This is a genomic window from Herbaspirillum seropedicae, assembly GCF_001040945.1.
In the GTDB taxonomy this organism is placed as follows: domain Bacteria; phylum Pseudomonadota; class Gammaproteobacteria; order Burkholderiales; family Burkholderiaceae_D; genus Herbaspirillum; species Herbaspirillum seropedicae.
In genome coordinates, this window is record NZ_CP011930.1 from 3,002,911 (window position 1) to 3,021,938 (window position 19,028).

General features: G+C 65.9%; 16 protein-coding genes. 4 read left to right on the forward strand and 12 right to left on the reverse strand.

The window, feature by feature from the left end:
- Positions 1-33: 33 nt before the first annotated feature.
- Positions 34-951, reverse strand: coding sequence for an urea ABC transporter permease subunit UrtB (gene urtB, locus ACP92_RS13150; RefSeq protein WP_041310807.1), 918 nt, complete (start codon positions 949-951; stop codon positions 34-36).
- A 295-nt stretch (positions 952-1,246) separates the two neighbouring features.
- The gene (gene urtA / locus ACP92_RS13155) at positions 1,247-2,503 is read right to left on the reverse strand and encodes an urea ABC transporter substrate-binding protein (protein WP_013234609.1); all 1,257 of its coding nucleotides are present in this window, start codon (positions 2,501-2,503) and stop codon (positions 1,247-1,249) included.
- A 433-nt stretch (positions 2,504-2,936) separates the two neighbouring features.
- Here urtA and ACP92_RS13160 point away from each other — a divergent pair, with 433 nt between their 5' ends.
- Positions 2,937-6,374, forward strand: coding sequence for an ATP-binding protein (locus ACP92_RS13160; RefSeq protein WP_013234610.1), 3,438 nt, complete (start codon positions 2,937-2,939; stop codon positions 6,372-6,374).
- Entirely contained in the window at positions 6,352-7,308 is a 957-nt protein-coding gene (locus tag ACP92_RS13165) for a response regulator transcription factor (RefSeq protein WP_013234611.1), read from the forward strand. The genes ACP92_RS13160 and ACP92_RS13165 overlap by 23 nt, the downstream gene beginning before the upstream one ends.
- A gap of 47 nt (positions 7,309-7,355) precedes the next feature.
- Here the strand turns inward: ACP92_RS13165 and ACP92_RS13170 are convergent, their stop codons facing one another.
- From ACP92_RS13170 to ACP92_RS13180, 3 genes are all read right to left on the reverse strand, one after another.
- Positions 7,356-8,579 carry an FAD-dependent oxidoreductase gene (locus ACP92_RS13170; RefSeq protein ID WP_013234612.1) on the reverse strand — a complete coding sequence of 408 codons (1,224 nt, stop codon included), beginning with the start codon at positions 8,577-8,579 and terminating at the stop codon, positions 7,356-7,358.
- A complete protein-coding gene (locus ACP92_RS13175) occupies positions 8,566-8,772 on the reverse strand; it encodes a hypothetical protein (RefSeq protein WP_156181786.1) in 207 nt (68 codons plus the stop codon). The genes ACP92_RS13170 and ACP92_RS13175 overlap by 14 nt, the downstream gene beginning before the upstream one ends.
- Positions 8,773-8,849: 77 nt before the next feature.
- The gene (locus ACP92_RS13180) at positions 8,850-10,961 is read right to left on the reverse strand and encodes a TonB-dependent receptor (protein WP_013234613.1); all 2,112 of its coding nucleotides are present in this window, start codon (positions 10,959-10,961) and stop codon (positions 8,850-8,852) included.
- A gap of 116 nt (positions 10,962-11,077) precedes the next feature.
- On the opposite strand from ACP92_RS13180, the gene ACP92_RS13185 reads away from it, so the two are divergent.
- Together ACP92_RS13185 and ACP92_RS13190 are read left to right on the forward strand one after the other, a co-directional pair.
- On the forward strand, positions 11,078-12,046 hold the full coding sequence (locus ACP92_RS13185; protein ID WP_013234614.1) for a helix-turn-helix transcriptional regulator: 969 nt from the start codon (positions 11,078-11,080) through the stop codon (positions 12,044-12,046).
- Positions 12,047-12,112: 66 nt separating this feature from the next.
- Positions 12,113-12,310 carry a hypothetical protein gene (locus ACP92_RS13190; protein ID WP_006713029.1) on the forward strand — a complete coding sequence of 66 codons (198 nt, stop codon included), beginning with the start codon at positions 12,113-12,115 and terminating at the stop codon, positions 12,308-12,310.
- A gap of 82 nt (positions 12,311-12,392) precedes the next feature.
- On the opposite strand, the gene ACP92_RS13195 is transcribed toward ACP92_RS13190, so the two are convergent.
- From ACP92_RS13195 to cobO, 7 genes are read right to left on the reverse strand one after another with little or no spacing between them, the layout of a single operon-like run.
- Positions 12,393-13,862, reverse strand: a complete 1,470-nt coding sequence (locus ACP92_RS13195; RefSeq protein WP_013234615.1) for a cobyric acid synthase — start codon at positions 13,860-13,862, stop codon at positions 12,393-12,395.
- Positions 13,855-14,865, reverse strand: coding sequence for a threonine-phosphate decarboxylase CobD (gene cobD / locus ACP92_RS13200; protein ID WP_013234616.1), 1,011 nt, complete (start codon positions 14,863-14,865; stop codon positions 13,855-13,857). The genes ACP92_RS13195 and cobD overlap by 8 nt, the downstream gene beginning before the upstream one ends.
- Positions 14,858-15,811 carry an adenosylcobinamide-phosphate synthase CbiB gene (gene cbiB, locus ACP92_RS13205; RefSeq protein WP_013234617.1) on the reverse strand — a complete coding sequence of 318 codons (954 nt, stop codon included), beginning with the start codon at positions 15,809-15,811 and terminating at the stop codon, positions 14,858-14,860. The genes cobD and cbiB overlap by 8 nt, the downstream gene beginning before the upstream one ends.
- Positions 15,805-16,419 (reverse strand): bifunctional adenosylcobinamide kinase/adenosylcobinamide-phosphate guanylyltransferase, encoded by a 615-nt coding sequence (gene cobU, locus ACP92_RS13210; protein WP_013234618.1) that lies wholly within the window; start codon positions 16,417-16,419, stop codon positions 15,805-15,807. The genes cbiB and cobU overlap by 7 nt, the downstream gene beginning before the upstream one ends.
- Positions 16,416-17,078 carry a 5,6-dimethylbenzimidazole synthase gene (gene bluB, locus ACP92_RS13215; RefSeq protein WP_013234619.1) on the reverse strand — a complete coding sequence of 221 codons (663 nt, stop codon included), beginning with the start codon at positions 17,076-17,078 and terminating at the stop codon, positions 16,416-16,418. Before bluB ends, cobU begins: the two co-directional genes overlap by 4 nt.
- The gene (locus tag ACP92_RS13220; RefSeq protein WP_013234620.1) at positions 17,075-18,409 is read right to left on the reverse strand and encodes a cobyrinic acid a,c-diamide synthase CobB; all 1,335 of its coding nucleotides are present in this window, start codon (positions 18,407-18,409) and stop codon (positions 17,075-17,077) included. Before ACP92_RS13220 ends, bluB begins: the two co-directional genes overlap by 4 nt.
- Positions 18,409-19,011 carry a cob(I)yrinic acid a,c-diamide adenosyltransferase gene (gene cobO / locus ACP92_RS13225; RefSeq protein WP_013234621.1) on the reverse strand — a complete coding sequence of 201 codons (603 nt, stop codon included), beginning with the start codon at positions 19,009-19,011 and terminating at the stop codon, positions 18,409-18,411. Before cobO ends, ACP92_RS13220 begins: the two co-directional genes overlap by 1 nt.
- Positions 19,012-19,028 lie beyond the last annotated feature (17 nt).

Below are 19,028 nucleotides of genomic sequence, written 5' to 3' on the forward strand. Positions count from 1 at the left end.
CGCACGAATTGTTTGATCTGTAGGAAGCGCTCATCACTTGCGCACCTTCACCGAGAACAGCCCTTGCGGACGCAGCATCAGGATCAGGATCACCGCCGACAAGGTCAGCACCTTGGCCATCGAACCGGTCAGGAAGAATTCCGCCGTGGACTGGGTCTGGGCAATCGAGAAGGCCGAGGCAATGGTGCCGATCAGGCTCTGCGCGCCGCCGAAGACCACCACCAGGAAGGTATCGACGATGTAGAGCGAACCGCTGGTGGGACCGGTGGAGCCGATCGTGGTGAAGGCCGCGCCAGCCACGCCAGCCACGCCGCAACCCAGTGCAAAGGTGGTGCGGTCGACCTTGCGGGTGTTGATGCCCACCGCCCCGCTCATGACCCGGTTCTGCATGGTGGCGCGCACCTGCAGACCCCAGCGCGAACGGAACAGCAGCACGAAGATGGCCCCCGTGAGCAGCACCGTCAGTCCCATCATGAAGAGGCCATTCAAGGGGATGTCGATGTCGTCGGTCGGCTTGAAGGAACCCATGAGCCAATCCGGCAAGGTGGCGCTGACTTCCTTGGCGCCGAAGATGGAGCGGAATGTTTGCTGCATCGCCAGCGACAGGCCCCAGGTAGCCAGGAGCGTATCCAGTGGACGTTTGTAGAGGCGGCTGATGAGCAGCAGCTCGGTGAGATAACCGACGCCATAGGCCACGGCGAAGGACAGCACGATGGCCACGAAGAAATAGAACGGCTGCAAGGCCGGCGCATAGGTCGTGGTCAGGTGCGACAGCAGGTAGGTGATGTAGGCCCCGATGGTGAGGAATTCACCGTGGGCCATGTTGATCACGCCCATCTGCCCGAAGATGATGGCCAGGCCCAGCGCCATGAGCAGCAGCACGCAAAAGACCGAGAGGCCATTGAAGCCCTGCATGGCGAAGATAGCGCCGAATTCGGATAGAGAAACCATGTTGACTCCCGACGGGGCAGAGTTGCAGATTGGAGCAAGGGCGGCAGCGCCCGCATGTCACTACAGACGCCGCCGCTTTGCTGCACAGAAGGTCGAGGCAAGCCGCGACCGCTTGGGTTGGCGTGGCGAAATCACACGCCCACCGTTCGGACTGAGTAGCGGCGCCAGCCGCGTATCGAAGACGAGAGAACGAGGCGCTCCTTCGACAAGCTCAGGACAGGCTTCGATACGGCCCTGCGGGCCTACTCAGGACGAACGGGGAGGCGACGATTCCGCCCAGTTGCCACCCCTCCCCTTACTGGTAACCCTTGGGGAAGGGATTCGGCTCGATCAGCTCGGACTCGTAGACCACCTTGAACTGGCCATCCTTCTGCGCCTCGCCGATGCGGGTCTTGCTCCACAGGTGATGGTTCTCGTGGACCTTGACGTAGCCTTCCGGCGCAGTCTTGAGTTCGATGCCGGGCGACGCCGCCACCACCTTGTCGACGTCGAAGCTACCGGCCTTTTCCACCGCTGCCTTCCACAGCCAGGGGCCGAGATAGGCGGCTTGTGTCACGTCGCCGATGACCGAATTGGCGCCGAACTTGGCCTTGAATTCGGCCACGAATTTCTTGTTGTTGGCGTTGTCCAGGCTCTGGAAATACTTCATCGACGCGAAGAAGCCTTCCACGTTCTCGCCGCCGATGCCCAGCATTTCATCCTCGGTCACCGAGATGGTCAGCAGGTTCTGGGTCTTGGCGGTCACGCCGGCCGCCTTCAACTGCTTGTAGAAGGCGACGTTGGAGCCGCCCACCACGTCGGCAAAGATCACGTCCGGCTTCTTCAGCTTGATCTTGTTGATCAGCGAACCGAATTGGGTGTTGCCCAGCGGGTAGTATTCCTCGCCCACCACCGAGCCCTTGAGCACGTTCTCGATGTGCTTGCGGGCGATCTTGTTGGAGGTGCGCGGCCAGATGTAGTCCGAGCCGACCAGGAAGAAGGTCTTGGCCTTCTTTTCCTTGGCCACCCAGTTCAGGCCGGCCAGCACCTGTTGCGTCGCCTCCTGCCCGGTATAGAACACGTTCTTGGATTGCTCCAGGCCTTCGTAGAAGGTCGGGTAGTACAAGAGGCCATTGTCCTTCTCGAACACCGGCAGCACCGCCTTGCGCGACGCCGAGGTCCAGCAGCCGAAGACGGCCGCCACGCGGTCGTTTTCCAGCAGTTTCTTGGCCTTTTCGGCGAAGGTCGGCCAGTCGCTGGCGCCGTCTTCCTGGATGATCTTGATCTTGCGCCCCAGGATGCCGCCCATGGCATTGATCTGGTCGATGGCCAGGCGCTCGGCCTGGATAGAACCGGTCTCGCTGATGGCCATGGTGCCGGTGGCCGAGTGCAACTGGCCGACCGTGACTTCGGTATCGGTGATGGCCAGCTTGGTGGTGTTGACCTTGGCGGTCGGATACTGCTGCGCCGAGGCCATGCCCGGCAGGGCCGCTGCTGCCGCCCCGGCAGCCAGGCCCATGAGGATCTTGCGGCGTGGGAACGAGGGCGGATGGGAAGACGAGGAATGCGACATGCGGTACTCCTTTCGGGCGTTGTTGTTGGACTCGTGGTGACAGCTGCGTGGCGGCAACAAAAGCAGGGAACGGCACGGCGGGACCGCTGGATGGCTGCGGCGGCCTGTCGTTCTGGGACGCAGAATAGGAGTCGCGGTGCGGCGCAACAATACGTTGATTGACGTAAGCTCCGGTGCGCAGGGCGGAGGCGCACTGCACAGCTTTTGAACGCGGCGCGCCTGCTCTTGGTGCAGACCTCCGCGGCCGGCGCGCAACAGGCCCGCGCTGGCGTGCTGCATTGTGGTGAAAGCGTGCGACGCAGGGCCAAGGATCTACGTCATTTGACGTATGCCCTTGGCGGCGCAATGGTTTGAAAATTGCTTGTCCGCATGGGCAGTCATTGCCCCCTAGCCACCCCTAGCCATCCCTAGCCACCCAGCCGCCAGAGCCAACGTGACCCATCCCGCCACACAACGCATCGTCAAGGTCCGGCGCGACTACAACACCTGGGTCGCCAACGAAACCCTGGAAGACTATGCGCTGCGCTACACGCCCCTGTCCTTCCGCCGCTGGTCGGAGTTCCGCCTGGCCAATACGGCCCTGGGGGCGACTTCCTTCCTGGCGCTGGAAGCCATCAGCGGCGCCATCACTCTGAGCTATGGCTTCACCAACGCCTTCTGGGCCATCGCCTGCGTGGTGCTGCTGTTCTTCCTCACGGGCTTGCCGATCTGCTACTACGCCGCCCGCTACGGGGTGGACATGGACCTGCTCACGCGCGGGGCCGGCTTTGGCTACATCGGCTCGACCATCACCTCGCTGATCTACGCCAGCTTCACCTTCATCTTCTTTGCGCTGGAGGCGGCCATCATGGCCCAGGCCATCGAGATCTACTTCGGCCTGCCGCTGGTCTATGGCTATGTGCTGTGCTCCATCATCATCATCCCCATGGTGGCCTACGGCATCACCCTCATCAACCGCCTGCAGATGTGGACCCAGCCGCTGTGGCTGGTGCTGCTGGTGCTGCCCTATGTCTGCGTGCTCTACAAGGAACCGGATGCGCTGTCCAACCTGATGAGCTTTGCCGGTCGCGCCGAGGAAGGCAGCTCCTTCAACCTGACGCTCTTCGGCGCAGCCGCCACGGTGGCCTTCTCGCTCATTGCCCAGGTGGGGGAGCAGGTCGACTTCCTGCGCTTCCTGCCGCAGAAGACGCCGGCCAACCGGGGCCGCTGGTGGAGCGCCCTGCTGCTGGCCGGTCCCGGCTGGATATTGCTGGGCGGAGCCAAGATGCTGGGCGGCGCGCTGCTGGCCTTCCTGGCCATCCAGCATGAGGTGCCGATGGCGCGCGCGGTGGAGCCGACCCAGATGTACCTGGTGGGCTACCAGTATGTGTTTGGCAATCCTGCCCTGGCGCTGGGGGCGGTGGTGCTCTTCGTGGTGGTGTCGCAGATCAAGATCAATGTGACCAACGCCTATGCCGGCTCGCTGGCCTGGTCCAATTTCTTTGCGCGCCTCACGCACAGCCATCCGGGCCGGGTGGTGTGGCTGGTCTTCAATGTATTGATCGCGGTGCTGCTGATGGAGCTGGGCGTGTTCAATGCGCTGGAACATGTGCTGGCGCTCTACAGTCTGGTCGCCATTTCCTGGATCGGCGCGGTGGTGGCCGACCTGGTCATCAACAAGCCGCTGCGCTTGAGTCCCGCCCACATCGAATTCAAGCGCGCCCACCTGTATGACGTCAATCCGGTCGGGGTCGGCGCGATGGCCATCGCCACCCTGCTCTCCACGCTGGCCATGTCGGGCGTGCTGGGCAAGACGGTAGCAGCCATGGCGCCCTTCATCGCCTTGGGAACAGCGCTGGCCAGCGCCCCGCTGATCGCGCTGGCCACCGGCAGCCGCTACTACATCGCCCGGCGCGATACGCTGGCCGAACAGAACTATCGGCCCGTCACGCCTGGCCAGGCGCAACCGGTGCTGGCTTGCGCGATCTGCGGCAATGCCTTCGAGACGCCTGACATGGCCCATTGCCCGGCCTACCAGGGCGCCATCTGTTCCCTGTGCTGCTCGCTGGATGCGCGCTGCAAGGACCGTTGCAAGACGCCACGCGCGCGGCTGCCCAACCAGATCCTGCACACCCTACGCCAGCTCATCCCGGCGCGCTTCGCCGTCAAGCTCAATACCCGCATCGGCCATTACCTGAGCGTCTTCGGCCTGCTGGCCGGGGGCCTGGCGGTGGTGCTGTGGATGCTGTACTTCCAGCAGATGGCCGACCTCTCCGGCAGCGGCCTGGACGCCCCGGCCTCGCTGCGCAGCGTCTTCATCAAGCTGTTCTGCCTGTTGCTGGTGGTGGTCGGAGTGGGCGCCTGGTGGCTGGTGCTGACCAATGAGAGCCGCGCCGTCGCCCAGGAAGAATCGGAACGCCAGACCAACCTGCTGCTGCAAGAGATCGAAGCCCACAAGCAGACCGACGCCGAACTGCAGCGCGCCAAGGAAGCGGCCGAATCGGCCAACCTGGCCAAGAGCCGCTTCGTGGCCGGCATGAGCCATGAATTGCGCACGCCCTTGAACAGCATCCTCGGCTATGCCCAGATCCTGCATGTGGACGCCACCATCCCGCCGGCGCGCAAGGACGCCATCGGCGTCATCCGCCGTAGCGGCGAACACCTGTTGAGCCTCATCGATGGCTTGCTCGACATCGCCAAGATCGAGGCCGGCAAGATGCGCCTGGCCTCCGACGAACTGGCGCTGGAAGCCTTCCTGGAACAGATCGTGGGCATGTTCGCACCGCAGGCAGAGCAAAAGGGCTTGCACTTCCGCTTCGACAAGAGCGGCCGCCTGCCGCAGATCGTGCACGCCGACCAGAAGCGGCTGCGCCAGATCCTCATCAACCTGCTGGGCAATGCGGTCAAGTTCACCGACCACGGCGGCGTCACGCTCAGGCTGCGCTACGCCCGCGAGATCGCCTACTTCGACGTCATCGATACCGGCATCGGCATTGCCGACGACGACCGGGAACGCATCTTCCTGCCCTTCGAACGCAGCAGCGCGGCCAACCTGCGCGAAGACATCGGTACCGGACTGGGCCTGGCCATCAGCCGCATGCTGGTGCACATCATGGGAGGCGAGCTGAGCGTGCAGAGCCAGGTCGGCCAGGGCAGCAGTTTCCATCTCAAGATCTACCTGCCGGAAGTCCATGTACCACGTCCGCGCATCAAGCTGGAAGACCAGATGTCGGGCTATGCCGGTCCATCGCGCCACATCCTGGTGGTAGACGACCAGGCTTCGCAACGGCGTCTGCTCAAGGACATGCTCATGCCGCTGGGATTTACGGTCAGCGAAGCCGACAGCGGCCTGGCCTGCATGGAGACGCTGGGCCACGCGCTGCCGGACCTGGTGCTGCTGGATATCGCCATGCCGCAGATGGATGGCTGGAGCGTGGCGCGCGCCATCCGCGCGCGCGGACTGGCGCAGCTTCCCATCCTGCTGGTCTCGGCCAATGCCTTCGAGAACCTGCACGAGCGCAACGAGCCGCCGCTGGTGAATGATTTCGTGGTCAAGCCGGTCTCGTATCACGAATTGCTGGGCAAGATCCGTCAGCATCTGCAACTGGATTGGGTAGCGGCGGCAGACGCACCGACGCCAGCAGCCCCTCCTCCAGCGCCGCAAGCCTTGATGCTGGTGCCCACGCAAGAGAAGCTGGCCACCCTGCTGGAACTGGGCAGCATCGGCTATGCCAAGGAAATCGTGCGCCAGCTCGACGCCCTCGAGCGCCAGGACCCGGCCTACCTGCCCTTCACCACCGAACTGCGGCAACTGGTCCGGCAATTCCGCCTCAATGAATATGTCACCCGCATCAAGGAGCTGATCCGACATGATCTCAACGACGTTCGATAGACACGTGGTCCTGATCGTCGATGACATGCCCGACAACCTGGCCATGTTGTCCGACGCCCTCGACGACAGCGGCCATATCGTGCTGGTGGCCACCGATGGCCTGAGCGCGCTGGAACGGCTGGACCACATCACCCCCGACCTGATCCTGCTGGACGCGATGATGCCTGGCATCGACGGCTTCGAGACCTGTCGCCGCATCAAGCAGGTCAGGCGCGTGGCGCATGTGCCGGTGGTGTTCATGACCGGCCTGTCGGAGACCGAGCATGTGGTCAGGGGCTTCGAGGTGGGCGGCATCGATTACGTCACCAAGCCCATCCGGCCGCAGGAAGTGGTGGCCCGCATCGGCGCGCACATCCGCACGGCGCGCATGATGGTGCAAGCCCGGGGTGCGCTGGAACATGCGGCCCATGCGGTGATCGTGCTGGGGGGCAATGGCCTGCCGATGTGGCTGACCAGCAAGGCCTCGCAATGGCTGGAAAAGTACTACGGCCCGGCCGCCCCGGCCAGCCACAAGCTGCCCGCCGCGCTGCAGGTCTGGCTCAACGAACAACTGGTGCGCCAGCGCCAGGGCGAGAGTCTGGACCAGGTCGCGCCGCTGATCGTGCGTCAGCCACAGGGAGAATTGCACATCACCCTGTCCGGCCCCGGCCAGGGACACGGGGTCAGCCTGGTGCTGGAAGAAAAACCGACCGGCGCAGCGGCTCGCCCGGAAGACGGTGCGACCCTGCCCCCCACGCTGGAAGGCTGCCGCCTGACCCCGCGCGAGAGTGATGTGCTGCTATGGCTGGGCAAGGGCAAGACCAACCGCGATATCGCCGACATCCTCGGCATGAGCCCGCGCACGGTCAACAAGCACCTGGAGCACATCTTCGTCAAGCTGGGCGTGGAGACGCGCTCGGCGGCAGCGGTGCTGGCCCGGGCCAGCACGCTCTAGGTCGGCGATGTCGGGCCGGCCAGCATCGCCGCAAGCGCACCGCTCGTTCAAGCCAGCGCGGCCAGGGCTTGCGCCTCCGATTTCAGTCCGCTGGCGAAGTATTTCTTGAGCAGCACGTCCGGCATGGTCCGCAACACAAGATTACGCAGCGCGAAGCCCACCCGGGAGGACGGCACATACATCGGCGCCAGCTTGCGGCTGCGATGCTGCAAGCGCAGGATGGTGGGCCGCAGGCGCTGATCATGACGCGCCAGGGCACTCTCCAGTGCAGATGAGGACGGCGCCACTCCACCTGCAGCAGCGCGCTCCAGTTCTTCGGCCAGGATCGACGCCGAGGCCAGCGCCACTCCCGCCCCCTGGCCGGAAATGAGCGACAGGCTGTGCGCCGCATCGCCCAGCAGCAGGATGCGGCCTTGCCGCCAGGAGGGCAATTCCACCAGCGCCAGGTCGTCGATGACGATCTCCTGCGGGTTCTCCACCGCTTCCAAGGTGGCGCGCACGCCGGTGAAGCTCCTGGCAGTGCAAGTGCGCAGCAGTGAATGGCGTTGCGCCGGCGGGACGAAACCCGCCTCGCGGCTGCGCCAGACATGCAACGCCGCGAGCCGACCATCGCACAGGCCATAGTATTCGGTCTGGATACCGGGTTCGGCATAGGAAAGAAAGTCCTGCCCCAGCAACAGGTGGTCCTGCACCTCATAGCTGGCGTAGCGGTAACCCAGGGGATGGAGACAGTTGGCGTCGGCAGCGAAGTGACGGCGACGCAGCGACGAATGGACGCCATCGGCGGCGATGAGCAGATCGGCCTCATGGCAAGAACCGTCGCTCAGGCTCACGCGCACACTGCTGGCCTGGTTGAGCGCCTCTTGCACGGTCACACCAAAACGCCATGCAATGTCCCGCGTCGGGAGCGCGGCACGCAGTTCCTGCACCAGCACGCCGCGCCTTAGCGTGAGCCACTCGATACCCGCCAGCGCCTCGCGGTAGTTGATGCGCAAGATCTCGCGACCACGCCGGTCACGATAGATATGCTGGCCCATGTCGGGATAGGCGCGCTCACCCAGGCGTGCCACCAGGTCCATGCGGCGTACCGTGGCCAGCCCCGGGCCGGACAGGCCCATCATATGGCCGCCGTCGCGCAGCTCCTCAGCCTGTTCCACCACCAGCACGCGCCAGCCCGCACGCTGCATCCACCAGGCCGCGGCCAGGCCCGCTACGCCAGCGCCACAGATGATGACGAAACCCTGGCGGGATTGTTCTTCAAGCGTTTGCATCACATTGTTTCTCCGAAAAAGGATCAGGTCCGATGTCACGACAGCACACGGCCACGCTGACCATCACCAGCGCCAGCACAGCCAGGCCGAGGACAGCGACATAGCCCAGGTGGTGCGCCAGCCACCCGCCCGCGATGCCCAGCCCGGCGTGTCCGCCGCCTGCGCTCATCAGCGCAAACAGCGCCGCCAGCATCAGCTGTCCACCCAATACCATCGAGCGTGAGCGGGCGGCGCGGCCTGTGGCGCTGCTTGTCATCTCTGGCGGGCGCATCAGGAGGTGTAGCTGAGGGTGAGGCCCAGGGTGCGGCCGCTGGCGACCTGGGCAAAGTTGCCGAGTTGCGCGCCACCGGAGAAGGCATAGGTGCGGTAAGCGCGGTCGGTCAGGTTGTGGGCATAGAAGGCCAGTTCGGTATCGAGACGGACCTGCCAGGCCAGCGCCGCGTCGATGAGCGTATAGGAGCTCTGGCGCAGGGTATTGGCGGTATCGAAGTATTGCGCGCCGAGATAGCGCGCATTGAGCTGCGGGCGCCAGTTTCCGACAGGGGACGACAGATCCCCCTGCAAGCCGAGCTTGAGACCATGCCGCGGCGCGAACGGCACCTCGTTGCTGCCGCAGGCAGTACAGGCGCTGGAGGCCACATAGCGGGTGAAGCGCGCACGGTTGACGAAACCGGATGCGTTCAATGTCCACTGCCGGCTCAGGCTCCAGGCCAGATCGAATTCGAGGCCGGTGGAACGACTGTCGCCGACGTTGCGCAGCGATTGATAGCCCACGGTATCGCCCTGGTACAACTGGGCATCCTTGATATCGATACGGTAAGCGGCGATGCTGCCCTGGACGTGCTGTCCGTTCCATCTCGCGCCGACCTCATAGCTGGTGGCGCGCTCGCGCGAAAATGCGCGTGCATCAGCCACGCTGCTGGGCGCGAGATTATAGCCACCGGGCTTGTAGCCCTGCGCCAGGCTGGTGTAGAGACGCCACACGGGATCGAGCCTGAACCCGGCAGAAAGACGTCCCAGTACGCTGTCATCGCTGGTGCTGCTGGCGCCGCCGAAGGGCTGCTGGGTAAAGGTGGCGAAATTCAGGGCGGTCCCGCCGAAGGCAGTACGGGCTCGGTCATGGGTGAAACGCAGGCCGCCTGACAGGTCCAGCGCCGCGGTGGCGTGCCAGGTCAGGTCGCCATAGGCCGCCACCGATTCGGTCTCGTTGTGCGATTGCGTATCGAGCGCGTTGAAGCCAAACGATGGCAGGTCATTGCGATAGCGCCGGCTCTGGCCCGTCGCCTGGCGATACAGGCCGAACAGGCCATCCCAGGCGCGGTTCTGGCCTTGGGATGCAAGCCGGATCTCTTGCATGTCCTGGCGCCAGTGTTCGGGTTGGGCGGTGTAATACGGGCCAAACAGATAGCTGCGGTCGGTCTCGGCCTGCTGCCACCCGGCCAGCGCCGAGAGCTTCCATGGCCCGCCATCGTAAACCGCGGACAGCGATTGGCTATCACCGCAGCGGCGTTGCGAAAAATCCGTCAGCGCCTTCGGCATCCCGCTCTGCACGTAGATCTTGCGGCTGTCGATGTCGTTGAAGGCGACATAGGCGTCCTGGCGGGAACGCGCGCACTCGCGCCCGGCCGCCAGGCTGGCCTGCCACGGCGCGCCCGGGGGCGCCAGACGCAGCCTGACCATGCCGCTCCTGCTGCGCACCCCGCCCTGGCGGTCAGCCCCGGTAGCAGGGTTGTGCAGGTCGCCAGGCGCATCGTCGTGACGCAGCGCCACCGAGGCGTACAGCATGTCCTTCACCAGCGGCAGGGCCAGCGTGCCTTCCAGCAGATTGCCGTCGCGGCTGGACCAACCGGCGCGCAAGCCTGCCCGTACCGTATTGTCGGGCTGGCGCGTGGTCACGTTGATCACGCCGCCCTCGGCGCTCTTGCCATACAGGGTTCCCTGCGGCCCCTTGAGCAATTCGACGCGCTCCACGTCCAGCAGCGACTGGTTCACCAGGATGGGCATCTGCGGCACCCCATCCACATACAGCGTGAGCGCGGGATTGTAGAAGTCTTGCGCCGACGTGACGCCGCGTACGCTGATGAGCGGATAGTGCATCGAACCACTGCCGGCCATCTGCACACCCGGCAGGACGCGCCCCAGGTCCTGGGTGTTGCGCACCTGCGCATCGTCGAGCTGGGGTTGTTCAAGCACCACCACGCTGCCATTGACGCTCTCCAGGGTCTGTTCGCGCTTGTTGGCCGTGACGATGACGGGCGCCAACCGTGTGCGCTCATCGGCAGCGCCCACCTGCTGCGCCAGGACCGGGCTGGCCCAGGCGGCGCATGCTGCGGCGATGGCCGTATGCAGGATGGGCAGGAGGGGGGACGCAAAACCATGCATTTTTTTTCTCATGTTCACTCTCGGTGTGTCATTATGATAATGAGAATTATTATTATCTTTGACAGCTTCCCGTGAACGGTTTCACGACCGTCTTAGCGGTTTCGAGGATTTTTCATATGGATCAGTACAACGGCAACTGGAGCATGGCCGAGGATGGCAGCCTCAGCCTGGAACATCACCCGCTGTTGCCCAGCGTCGTCCTGCCCGCCGAATGGGCCGACATGATGCGGCTGGATGAACTGGCGGGCGGCATCACCATCACCGGCTGGCACGGCCATCCGCGCCAGGCGCTCGATGTCAGGGCGACCGGACCGGCCCTGTTCTGCGTGGCCCTGCTGCTGGAAGGACGGGCCGCCATGGCGCTCGATGGTGGTCCCCTGCTGGAGCTCGAGGCCGGCATGGCAGTCATCCAGACCGCCGACCGGCCAGTGGCTGGACGCTTCTGCGTAGAGGGCGGCTCAGCCATCCGGTTGGTGGACATCCGCTTCACGCCCGAGGCGCTGGCCGCAGTCGGTGGCCGCCCCTTGTCGAGCCTGCAGCGCGACCTGCTGCGTGATTGCAGCCTTCCCGAGGCCGGCGCGCTGATGGGAGGCTTGCACGCGCCGCCAGTCATGCTGCGCATCGCCACCGATATCTTGCAGTGCGATTTCAGCGGCGATCTGCGTTGCCTGTATCTGCGCGCCAAGGCGCTGGAAACGCTGGCGCAGCTGCTACAGCACCTGCGCTGTGGCGCCCGCGGCGAAGTCGGTACGCGAGAACAACGGCAGCTGCTGCAGGCGCGCCAGCTACTGGAACAGCGCTACGCCGAGTCATGGAGCGTCGACAGGCTGGCGCAGGCAGTGGGACTGAACCAGAAGAAATTGCAGGCGGGTTTTCGGGCCATGGCCGGGCGCACCGTCCATGCCCACCTGCGCGAGCTGAGGCTGCATGCGGCGGCGGCCATGTTGGCCGAGGGGATGGGAGTGGCCGATACGGCGTTGGCCGTGGGGTTTTCCAACCTGAGCCATTTCAGCAAGAGCTTTCGCCAGACCCACGGTGTGACGCCCAGTCAATGGAAGCAGCACGCTAAAGAATATCGTACGTGAAGCGACACTTTGGCCTATCCTTGCACAGGGCACTCACGCCCATCATCACCGAAGCAAGGAGTCATCATGCCCAAGAAAGAGAAACTGGACCCGGAAACCGAAGCCCTGATCCAATGGTGTACCGAAGTCGAGCAATTCCTGGTCAAGGGCGGCGCCACGCTGGACCAGGCGCAGGAGCATATCGAAGAACAGGTGGAGTGGTTCACCGACCTGTTCTACGATGGCCTGACCCCGGAAGAAGCCGCCAAGGAAGCCCTGGCCTGATCCTCATCAGTGGCCGCCCTACCCCCACCCTCACCCGTATCCCGGCCCGCAAGGCCGGGATTTTCTTTGGCGTCAGGTCGTGTCACGTCCGGCCAAACCGCGTGGGCAGGCGCTGCAAGGCCTCATACAAGGGCCGGCAGGATTCGGCCAGGCGCTCCAGGCTGACCTCGCGCAGCGCATCCAGGTCCACCGGCTCGGCGCCGGCCAATCCGGCCCAGTCCAGCAATGCGCCCAGGGCTTGCGGCGTGTCGAACATGCCGTGCAGGTAGCTGCCCAGGATCTGGCCATCGGCCGATTGCGCGCCCTCGCCACGGCCTTCGATCACGAAGGCCGGGCGCGCCAGCGCCGCACCGGATGACACTCCCATGTGGATTTCGTAGCCGCGCACCGGCGCGCTCCTGTCACCAACAGCGCAGTGCCCGCTGACCTGCAACAGCCGCTTGTCCCGGGTGAGCTCGGTGCGCATCGCCAGCAGTCCGAGTCCGGCACTGCTGCCCGGCGCGCCTTCCACGCCGTGCGGGTCATCCACGCTCTCCCCCAGCATCTGGAAGCCGCCACAGATGCCGATCACCTTGCCGCCATAGCGCAGGTGGCGCGCGATGGCGGCCTCCCAGCCGTGTTCCCGCAGCCAGCGCAGGTCGCCGCGGGTGTTCTTGCTGCCGGGCAGGATGATGAGATCGGCCGGTGGCACCGGCTGGCCCGGTCCGATGAAACGCAGATCCACCCCCGGATGGGCGCGCAGCGCGTCGAAATCGGTATGGTTGCTGATGCGCGGGAACACCGGCACGACGATGCGGAAATCGCCCTTGACCTCCTGCGTGGCCGCCACCGCATCTTCGGCGTCCAGATGCAGGCCATGCAGATACGGCAGTACCGCCAGCACCGGCTTGCCGGTGCGTTGTTCCAGCCAGTCCAGTCCCGCTTGCAAGAGGCTGATATCCCCCCGGAAACGGTTGATGACAAAGCCGATCACCCTGGCCCGCTCGCTCTCGGAGAGGCAATCCAGCGTGCCGGTCAAATGCGCGAAGACACCGCCGCGATCGATGTCGGCCACGATGATGACCGGGCAATCGACCGCCTCGGCAAAGCCCATGTTGGCGATATCGCGCGCGCGCAGGTTGATCTCGGCCGGACTGCCCGCCCCCTCGACGATCACGCAAGCGTACTGCGCCCGCAGACGCGCATAGGATTGCAGCACGGCCTGCATGGCTTCGGTCTTGTAGCGGTGGTAGTCGCGGGCGTTCATGTCGGCGCGCACCTTGCCGTGCACGATGACCTGCGCGCCGGTGTCGCTGGAGGGCTTGAGCAGCACCGGGTTCATGTCGGTATGCGGGGCGATGCCGGCGGCCTGCGCCTGCAGGGCCTGGGCGCGACCGATCTCGCCGCCGTCACTGGTAACGGCGCTGTTCAAGGCCATGTTCTGCGGCTTGAAGGGCGCCACGCTCACGCCGTCCTTCTTGAGCAGGCGGCACAGGGCGGCAGCCAGCGTGCTCTTGCCGGCATCGGAAGTGGTGCCCTGGATCATCAGGGTATGGAAGGGAAACTCAGCCACGTTGGCTCCAGGTAGTCAAGGCCTCATGCAGACGCTGCCAGCCGGCGTCATCGGGCGGCAAGCCGATGCGGATGCCGCCTGCGCCTCGGGTGAACAGGCGTACCCAGACCCCTGCTTCGGCCATGCACGCATGGAAAGCCTGCGCCTGTGGCTCAGGCCACCACTGGAACAAGGCCGTGCCCTGCGCTGCGATGCCATGCCGGGCCAGCAACTGCTGCAGACGCTGACCTTGCGCCTGCAGGCGCTGGCGCGTCTGCGCTTGCCAGTCACGGTCGCGCAAGGCGGCGCAACCGATCTGCTGGGCCGGGCCACTGATGGTCCACGGTCCCAGCCAGTCCGCCAGTTCGGCCAGCAGCGCCGGCGCAGCGGCGACAAAGCCCAGGCGCAAGCCCGCCAGGCCGAAGAACTTGCCCACCGAGCGCAACACGATCAGGCCAGTCTGAGGGGTGTGAGCCGCCACGCTGTAGTGCGTGAGCGTGTCGCCAAAGGCTTCATCGACCACCAGCCAACCGCCGCGCTCAGCCAGTTGCGCGGCCCAGCGCAGCAGACGTTCCGGTTCCACCAGCGCACCGGTGGGATTGTTGGGATTGCACAGCACCAGCACCTGGCAGGATGGGCTCTGCACGGCCTGGTCCAGCGCCTCATAGGGGACTTCGCTGACCTCATGGCCGCAGCGTCGCCAGCAGTGCGCATGCTCGGCATAGATGGGTGCGGCCACCACCACCTGCGCCGGGCGTCCATCGCGGCGCAGGCGCAGTTGCGGCAGCGCCTGGATGGCTGCCTGGGTGCCGGCCACGGCCAGCATGCGCGGCGCGCCATAGTAGTCGCAGGCAGCCTGCTCCAGCGCCGCCGATGGTTCGGGCAGGCGGTGCCAGGCATCGGCCAGTGGTGCGGGCGCAGGATAGGGCTGTGGATTGATGCCGGTGGAGACATCCAGCCATTGCGCACGCGCACGGCCATAATGCCGCGCAGCGTCGTTGAGATTGCCGCCATGTTCAAGCATGCAGCGCCCCTCCCAGCAGCCACGGCAGCGCCACTGCGGCGACCACGGCCATCCATAGCGCCGCACTCATGGCCACCAGCCGCCAGGCGCGCACGATGTCCGCCCCTTGCGGAGCGACGCCGCAACCCAGCGGCGGACGCTGCTCCACTTCCCCGTCGTAGACCGCAGCGCCACCCAGCGCCAGGCCCAGCGCACCTGCGCCGGCAGCCATCACCGGGCCGGCATTGGGACTGCTCCAGGCCGGCGCCTGTTCCTTCCAGCAGGCCAGGGCCTGGCGGCGCTGGCCGAGCACGGCATAGCTCAGGGCCGTCAGGCGCGCGGGACACCAGTTCAAGGCATCGTCGATGCGCGCCGCGGCCCAGCCGAAATACAGGAAGCGCGCATTGCGGTAGCCCCACATCGCATCCAGGGTATTGGACAGGCGAAACAGCAAAGCGCCCGGACCACCGGCGAGGAGGAACCAGAACAGCGTACCGAAGACGGCGTCATTGCCGTTTTCCAGCAGCGATTCCACGCCCGCCTTGGCCAGCTCTTGCTCGCTGGCGCTGCGGGTGTCGCGGCTGACGATCCAGGCAGTCAGGCGGCGCGCCTGCGCCAGCTCGCCGGCCCCCAGCGCCTGGGCAATCGGCAAGGTGTGTTCGCGCAGGCTGCGCAGGCCGATGCAGAAATACAGCAGTCCAGCATGCAGCAGTGCGGCCAGCCACCAGGGCGTCTGCGCGATCAGCCAGGCCGCCAGCAGCACCGGCGGCAAGACCGCCAGCGCCCAGGCCAGCACACCGCGCAGCCGCAATCCGGGAGCCCGGTTGAGCGCGGCCTCGATGCGCTGCGCCAGCCGCCCGAAACCGACCAGCGGATGCCAGCGCCGCGCCTCGCCCAGGCGCAGGTCCAGGGCCAGGCCCAGCGCCATGAGCACGGCCAGCCAGGGCCACGACAGGCCGATCAGCATGGCAGGTCCTTCAAACTCAGGGGCAAGCCCGCCGCCACCCATTGCACCCGTTCGCACTGGGCCGCCACAGCCTGGTTCAGGCGTCCGGCCTCATCGACGAACCAGCGCGAGATCGCGCCCTGCGGCACGATGCCCATGCCGACCTCGTTGGAGACCAGGATGACTTCGCCGCGCACCTCCTGCAAAGCCAGCAGGAAATCCTCGCGCTGCCGGGTGAAGGCCGGCGGAGGCACGATCGGTCCGGCGTCGGGAAATTCGATGCCATCGGCAAAGAGCAGATTGGCCAGCCAGACGGTAAGGCAATCGACCAGCACCACCTGGCCCGGCTGCGCGTGCGTGCGCAAGGCCGCACCCAGCGCCAGGGGTTCTTCCACGGTGCGCCAGCGCCCGCCCAGTTCGCTGCGGCGCTGCTGATGCTGATCGATGCGCTGCTGCATCTCGGCGTCATCGCCGCTGGCGCTGCGGCTGGCGGTGGCGAGATAGAGGATCTCGCCGCCTGCCTGGGCCTGCGAGGCCAGCGCGGCCAGCGCCAACCGTTCGGCGTGGGCGCTCTTGCCGGAACGTGCGCCGCCAAAGATGAGACTGCGCCGGGTAGGAGCGGTATTCATGCTGAGCCCTCCTCGCCTGCGGGCCAATGATCGTCGAACACCAGGTCGGCCAGCGGCTGGCGCGCAGCCCATTGCTCCTGCTCCAGCATGGGCTTGTCGTAGAAGGCCGGCACATGGCCCAGGCACAGCACCGCCACCGGCGCGGCGCCATCGGGCATGCGCAGCAGCTGCGCCAGCGCCGCCGGATCGAACAGCGAGACCCAGCCCATGCCCAGCCCTTCGGCCCGCGCGGCCAGCCACATGTTCTGCAGCGCACAGGACAGCGAAGCCAGGTCCATCTGCGGCATGGTGCGGCGGCCAAAGACATGGCGCTCGCGCTGGTCCATCAAGGCCGCCACCAACACTTCGCCGCATTCGAGGATGCCCTCCACCTTCAGGCGCATGAATTCCTGCTCGCGCTGGCCCAGGGCCTGGGCGGTGGCGATGCGTTCCTGCTCGACCAGCGCATGGATCTGCCGCCGCAGCGCTGCGCTGCGGATGCGCAGGAAGCGCCAGGGCTGCATGAAGCCCACGCTGGGCGCGTGGTGCGCCGCTTGCAGCAGGCGCTGCAGCAGCTCCGGCGCGACCGCATCGGGCAGGAAGTGACGCATGTCGCGCCGCTCGCGGATGACGCGGTAGATGGCCTCGATCTCTGGCTGCGCGTAGCGGTGCGGATTCATGCGGTGGCGCCTCCGAAGAGCGCGGCCACGGTGCGCGGGGCCGAGCGGAACCAGGCATGCAGGTAGCTGGCGGTGATCTGCTGGCGGCGGTACACCACTTCCCCCTCGGAGGAGTCGAACAGACGCTCGCCGCGCGCCATGAATTCGGCCCCGACCACGGCGCGCGAATAGTGGAAGGTATGGCAGCGCAGATGTTCGCCCACCGCCCCCGGCAGCTTCAGCGACAAGGTCTGGTAACCCAGCCCCTGCAGGCGCGGCTGCACCGCGGCCTGGCCGGGCAGCACGCCACACATGCGGCCGCTGGCGCCATCCATGCCGATGATGGTCTCCAGCAGGAAGAGCATGCCGCCGCATTCGGCATAGAGCGGCTTGCCGGCGGCGGCATGTTCGCGCAGGCTGGACTGGGTGCGCTGGGCGTCCTGCAGGGTCTGCAGATACAGCTCGGGATAGCCGCCCGGCAGCCACACCGCATCGCAGGGCGGCAAGGCCTGGTCAGCCAGCGGCGAGAAGAACGCCAGCGTCGCCCCCATCTGTTGCAGCAGATCGAGGTTGGCGGTGTAGATGAAGGAGAAGGCCAGGTCACGCGCCACCGCGATGGTCTTGCCTTCCAGCAGACGCGGGAAACTGCGCTCCGCGGGCGGGGTACCGAAGTCCACCGGGGCAGGCAGATTGGCCAGCGAAGTGGCCGACATGCGTTCGGCCACCGCATCCAGGCGGGCGTCGAGGTCGGCGATCTCGGGTGCGGCCACCAGGCCCAGGTGGCGCTCTGGCAAGGCGAACTGCAGATCGCGCTGCAAGCCGCTCAGCAGCGGCACCGAGGGGCGGGCGTGCTGCAAGCCCTGGCGCAGCATCTGCGCATGGCGCGGGCTGGCCACGCCATTGGCCAGCACGCCGGCGAACTTCAGTTCGGGCCGGTAGGCCAGCAAGCCCTGGGCCAGCGCGCCGATGGTCTGGCCCATGCCGCGCGCATTGATCACCGCCACCACCGGAATGCCCAGCAACTGCGCCAGGTCGGCGCTGCTGGGTTCACCATCGTAGAGGCCCATCACCCCTTCGACCAGCAGCACATCGGACTGCGCCGCAGCCAGGGCGACCTGGCGACGCACATGGTCTTGCCCGGCCATCCACAGGTCGAGGTTGGCTACCGGCTGGCCGCTGGCCTGCTCCAGCACCATGGGATCGAGGAAGTCGGGACCGGTCTTGAACACCGTCACCCGCTTGCCCTGGCGGCGGTACAGCCGCGCCAGCGCAGCCGTGATGGTGGTCTTGCCGTGACCGGAGGCGGGCGCCGAGATGAACAGCGCCGGGCAGCTGTAGCTGGCTTCGGACATCAGAATTCCACGCCTTTCTGCGCCTTCACGCCCTGCTCCTTGTAGGGATGCTTGAGGGGCCGCATCTCGCTGACCAGGTCGGCCTGCTCGATCAGCGCTTCCGGGGCATGACGGCCGGTGACGACGATGTGCAGCATCTCGCGGCGCGCCGCAAAGACGCGCAGTACCTCGTCCAGGTCCAGGTACTGGTATTTCAGGACGATATTGAGTTCATCCAGGATCACCATGTCGTAGCTGGGGTCCTGGATCATGCGCACGGCCTCTGCCCAGCCGCGTGCAGCGGTGCGCATGTCGGCTTCGCGGTCCTGGGTGTCCCAGGTGTAGCCTGCGCCGACGACGTGGAAGTCGCAGTTGGCATGGCCGCCCAGGAAGTCTCGCTCGGCGCTGTAGAGCGCGCCCTTGATGAACTGCACCACGCCCAGCTTCATGCCATGGCCGAGGATGCGCATGCCCATGCCGAAGGCGGCGCTGGACTTCCCCTTGCCGGTGCCGGTGTTGACGATCAGCAGCCCCTTTTCCTTCTGGGCGGCGGCTTTCTTCTTTTCAAAGCCTTCCTTGTGGCGCTGGGTCATGCGCTTGTGGGATTCGGGATCGGTTTTCACGGTGTCGTTCTTTCCAA

What these genes read in the sequence shown, in the direction of transcription:
- bluB (WP_013234619.1), bottom strand. Translation starts at nt 17,078, where the DNA reads ATGAATCCGCACCGCTACGCGCAGCCAGAGATCGAGGCCATCTACCGC.
- ACP92_RS13165 (WP_013234611.1), top strand. Translation starts at nt 6,352, where the DNA reads ATGATCTCAACGACGTTCGATAGACACGTGGTCCTGATCGTCGATGAC.
- urtA (WP_013234609.1), bottom strand. Translation starts at nt 2,503, where the DNA reads ATGTCGCATTCCTCGTCTTCCCATCCGCCCTCGTTCCCACGCCGCAAG.
- ACP92_RS13175 (WP_156181786.1), bottom strand. Translation starts at nt 8,772, where the DNA reads ATGCTGGCGGCGCTGTTTGCGCTGATGAGCGCAGGCGGCGGACACGCC.
- cbiB (WP_013234617.1), bottom strand. Translation starts at nt 15,811, where the DNA reads ATGCTGATCGGCCTGTCGTGGCCCTGGCTGGCCGTGCTCATGGCGCTG.
- cobD (WP_013234616.1), bottom strand. Translation starts at nt 14,865, where the DNA reads ATGCTTGAACATGGCGGCAATCTCAACGACGCTGCGCGGCATTATGGC.
- ACP92_RS13170 (WP_013234612.1), bottom strand. Translation starts at nt 8,579, where the DNA reads ATGCAAACGCTTGAAGAACAATCCCGCCAGGGTTTCGTCATCATCTGT.
- ACP92_RS13180 (WP_013234613.1), bottom strand. Translation starts at nt 10,961, where the DNA reads ATGCATGGTTTTGCGTCCCCCCTCCTGCCCATCCTGCATACGGCCATC.
- urtB (WP_041310807.1), bottom strand. Translation starts at nt 951, where the DNA reads ATGGTTTCTCTATCCGAATTCGGCGCTATCTTCGCCATGCAGGGCTTC.
- ACP92_RS13190 (WP_006713029.1), top strand. Translation starts at nt 12,113, where the DNA reads ATGCCCAAGAAAGAGAAACTGGACCCGGAAACCGAAGCCCTGATCCAA.
- ACP92_RS13220 (WP_013234620.1), bottom strand. Translation starts at nt 18,409, where the DNA reads ATGTCCGAAGCCAGCTACAGCTGCCCGGCGCTGTTCATCTCGGCGCCC.
- ACP92_RS13185 (WP_013234614.1), top strand. Translation starts at nt 11,078, where the DNA reads ATGGATCAGTACAACGGCAACTGGAGCATGGCCGAGGATGGCAGCCTC.
- cobU (WP_013234618.1), bottom strand. Translation starts at nt 16,419, where the DNA reads ATGAATACCGCTCCTACCCGGCGCAGTCTCATCTTTGGCGGCGCACGT.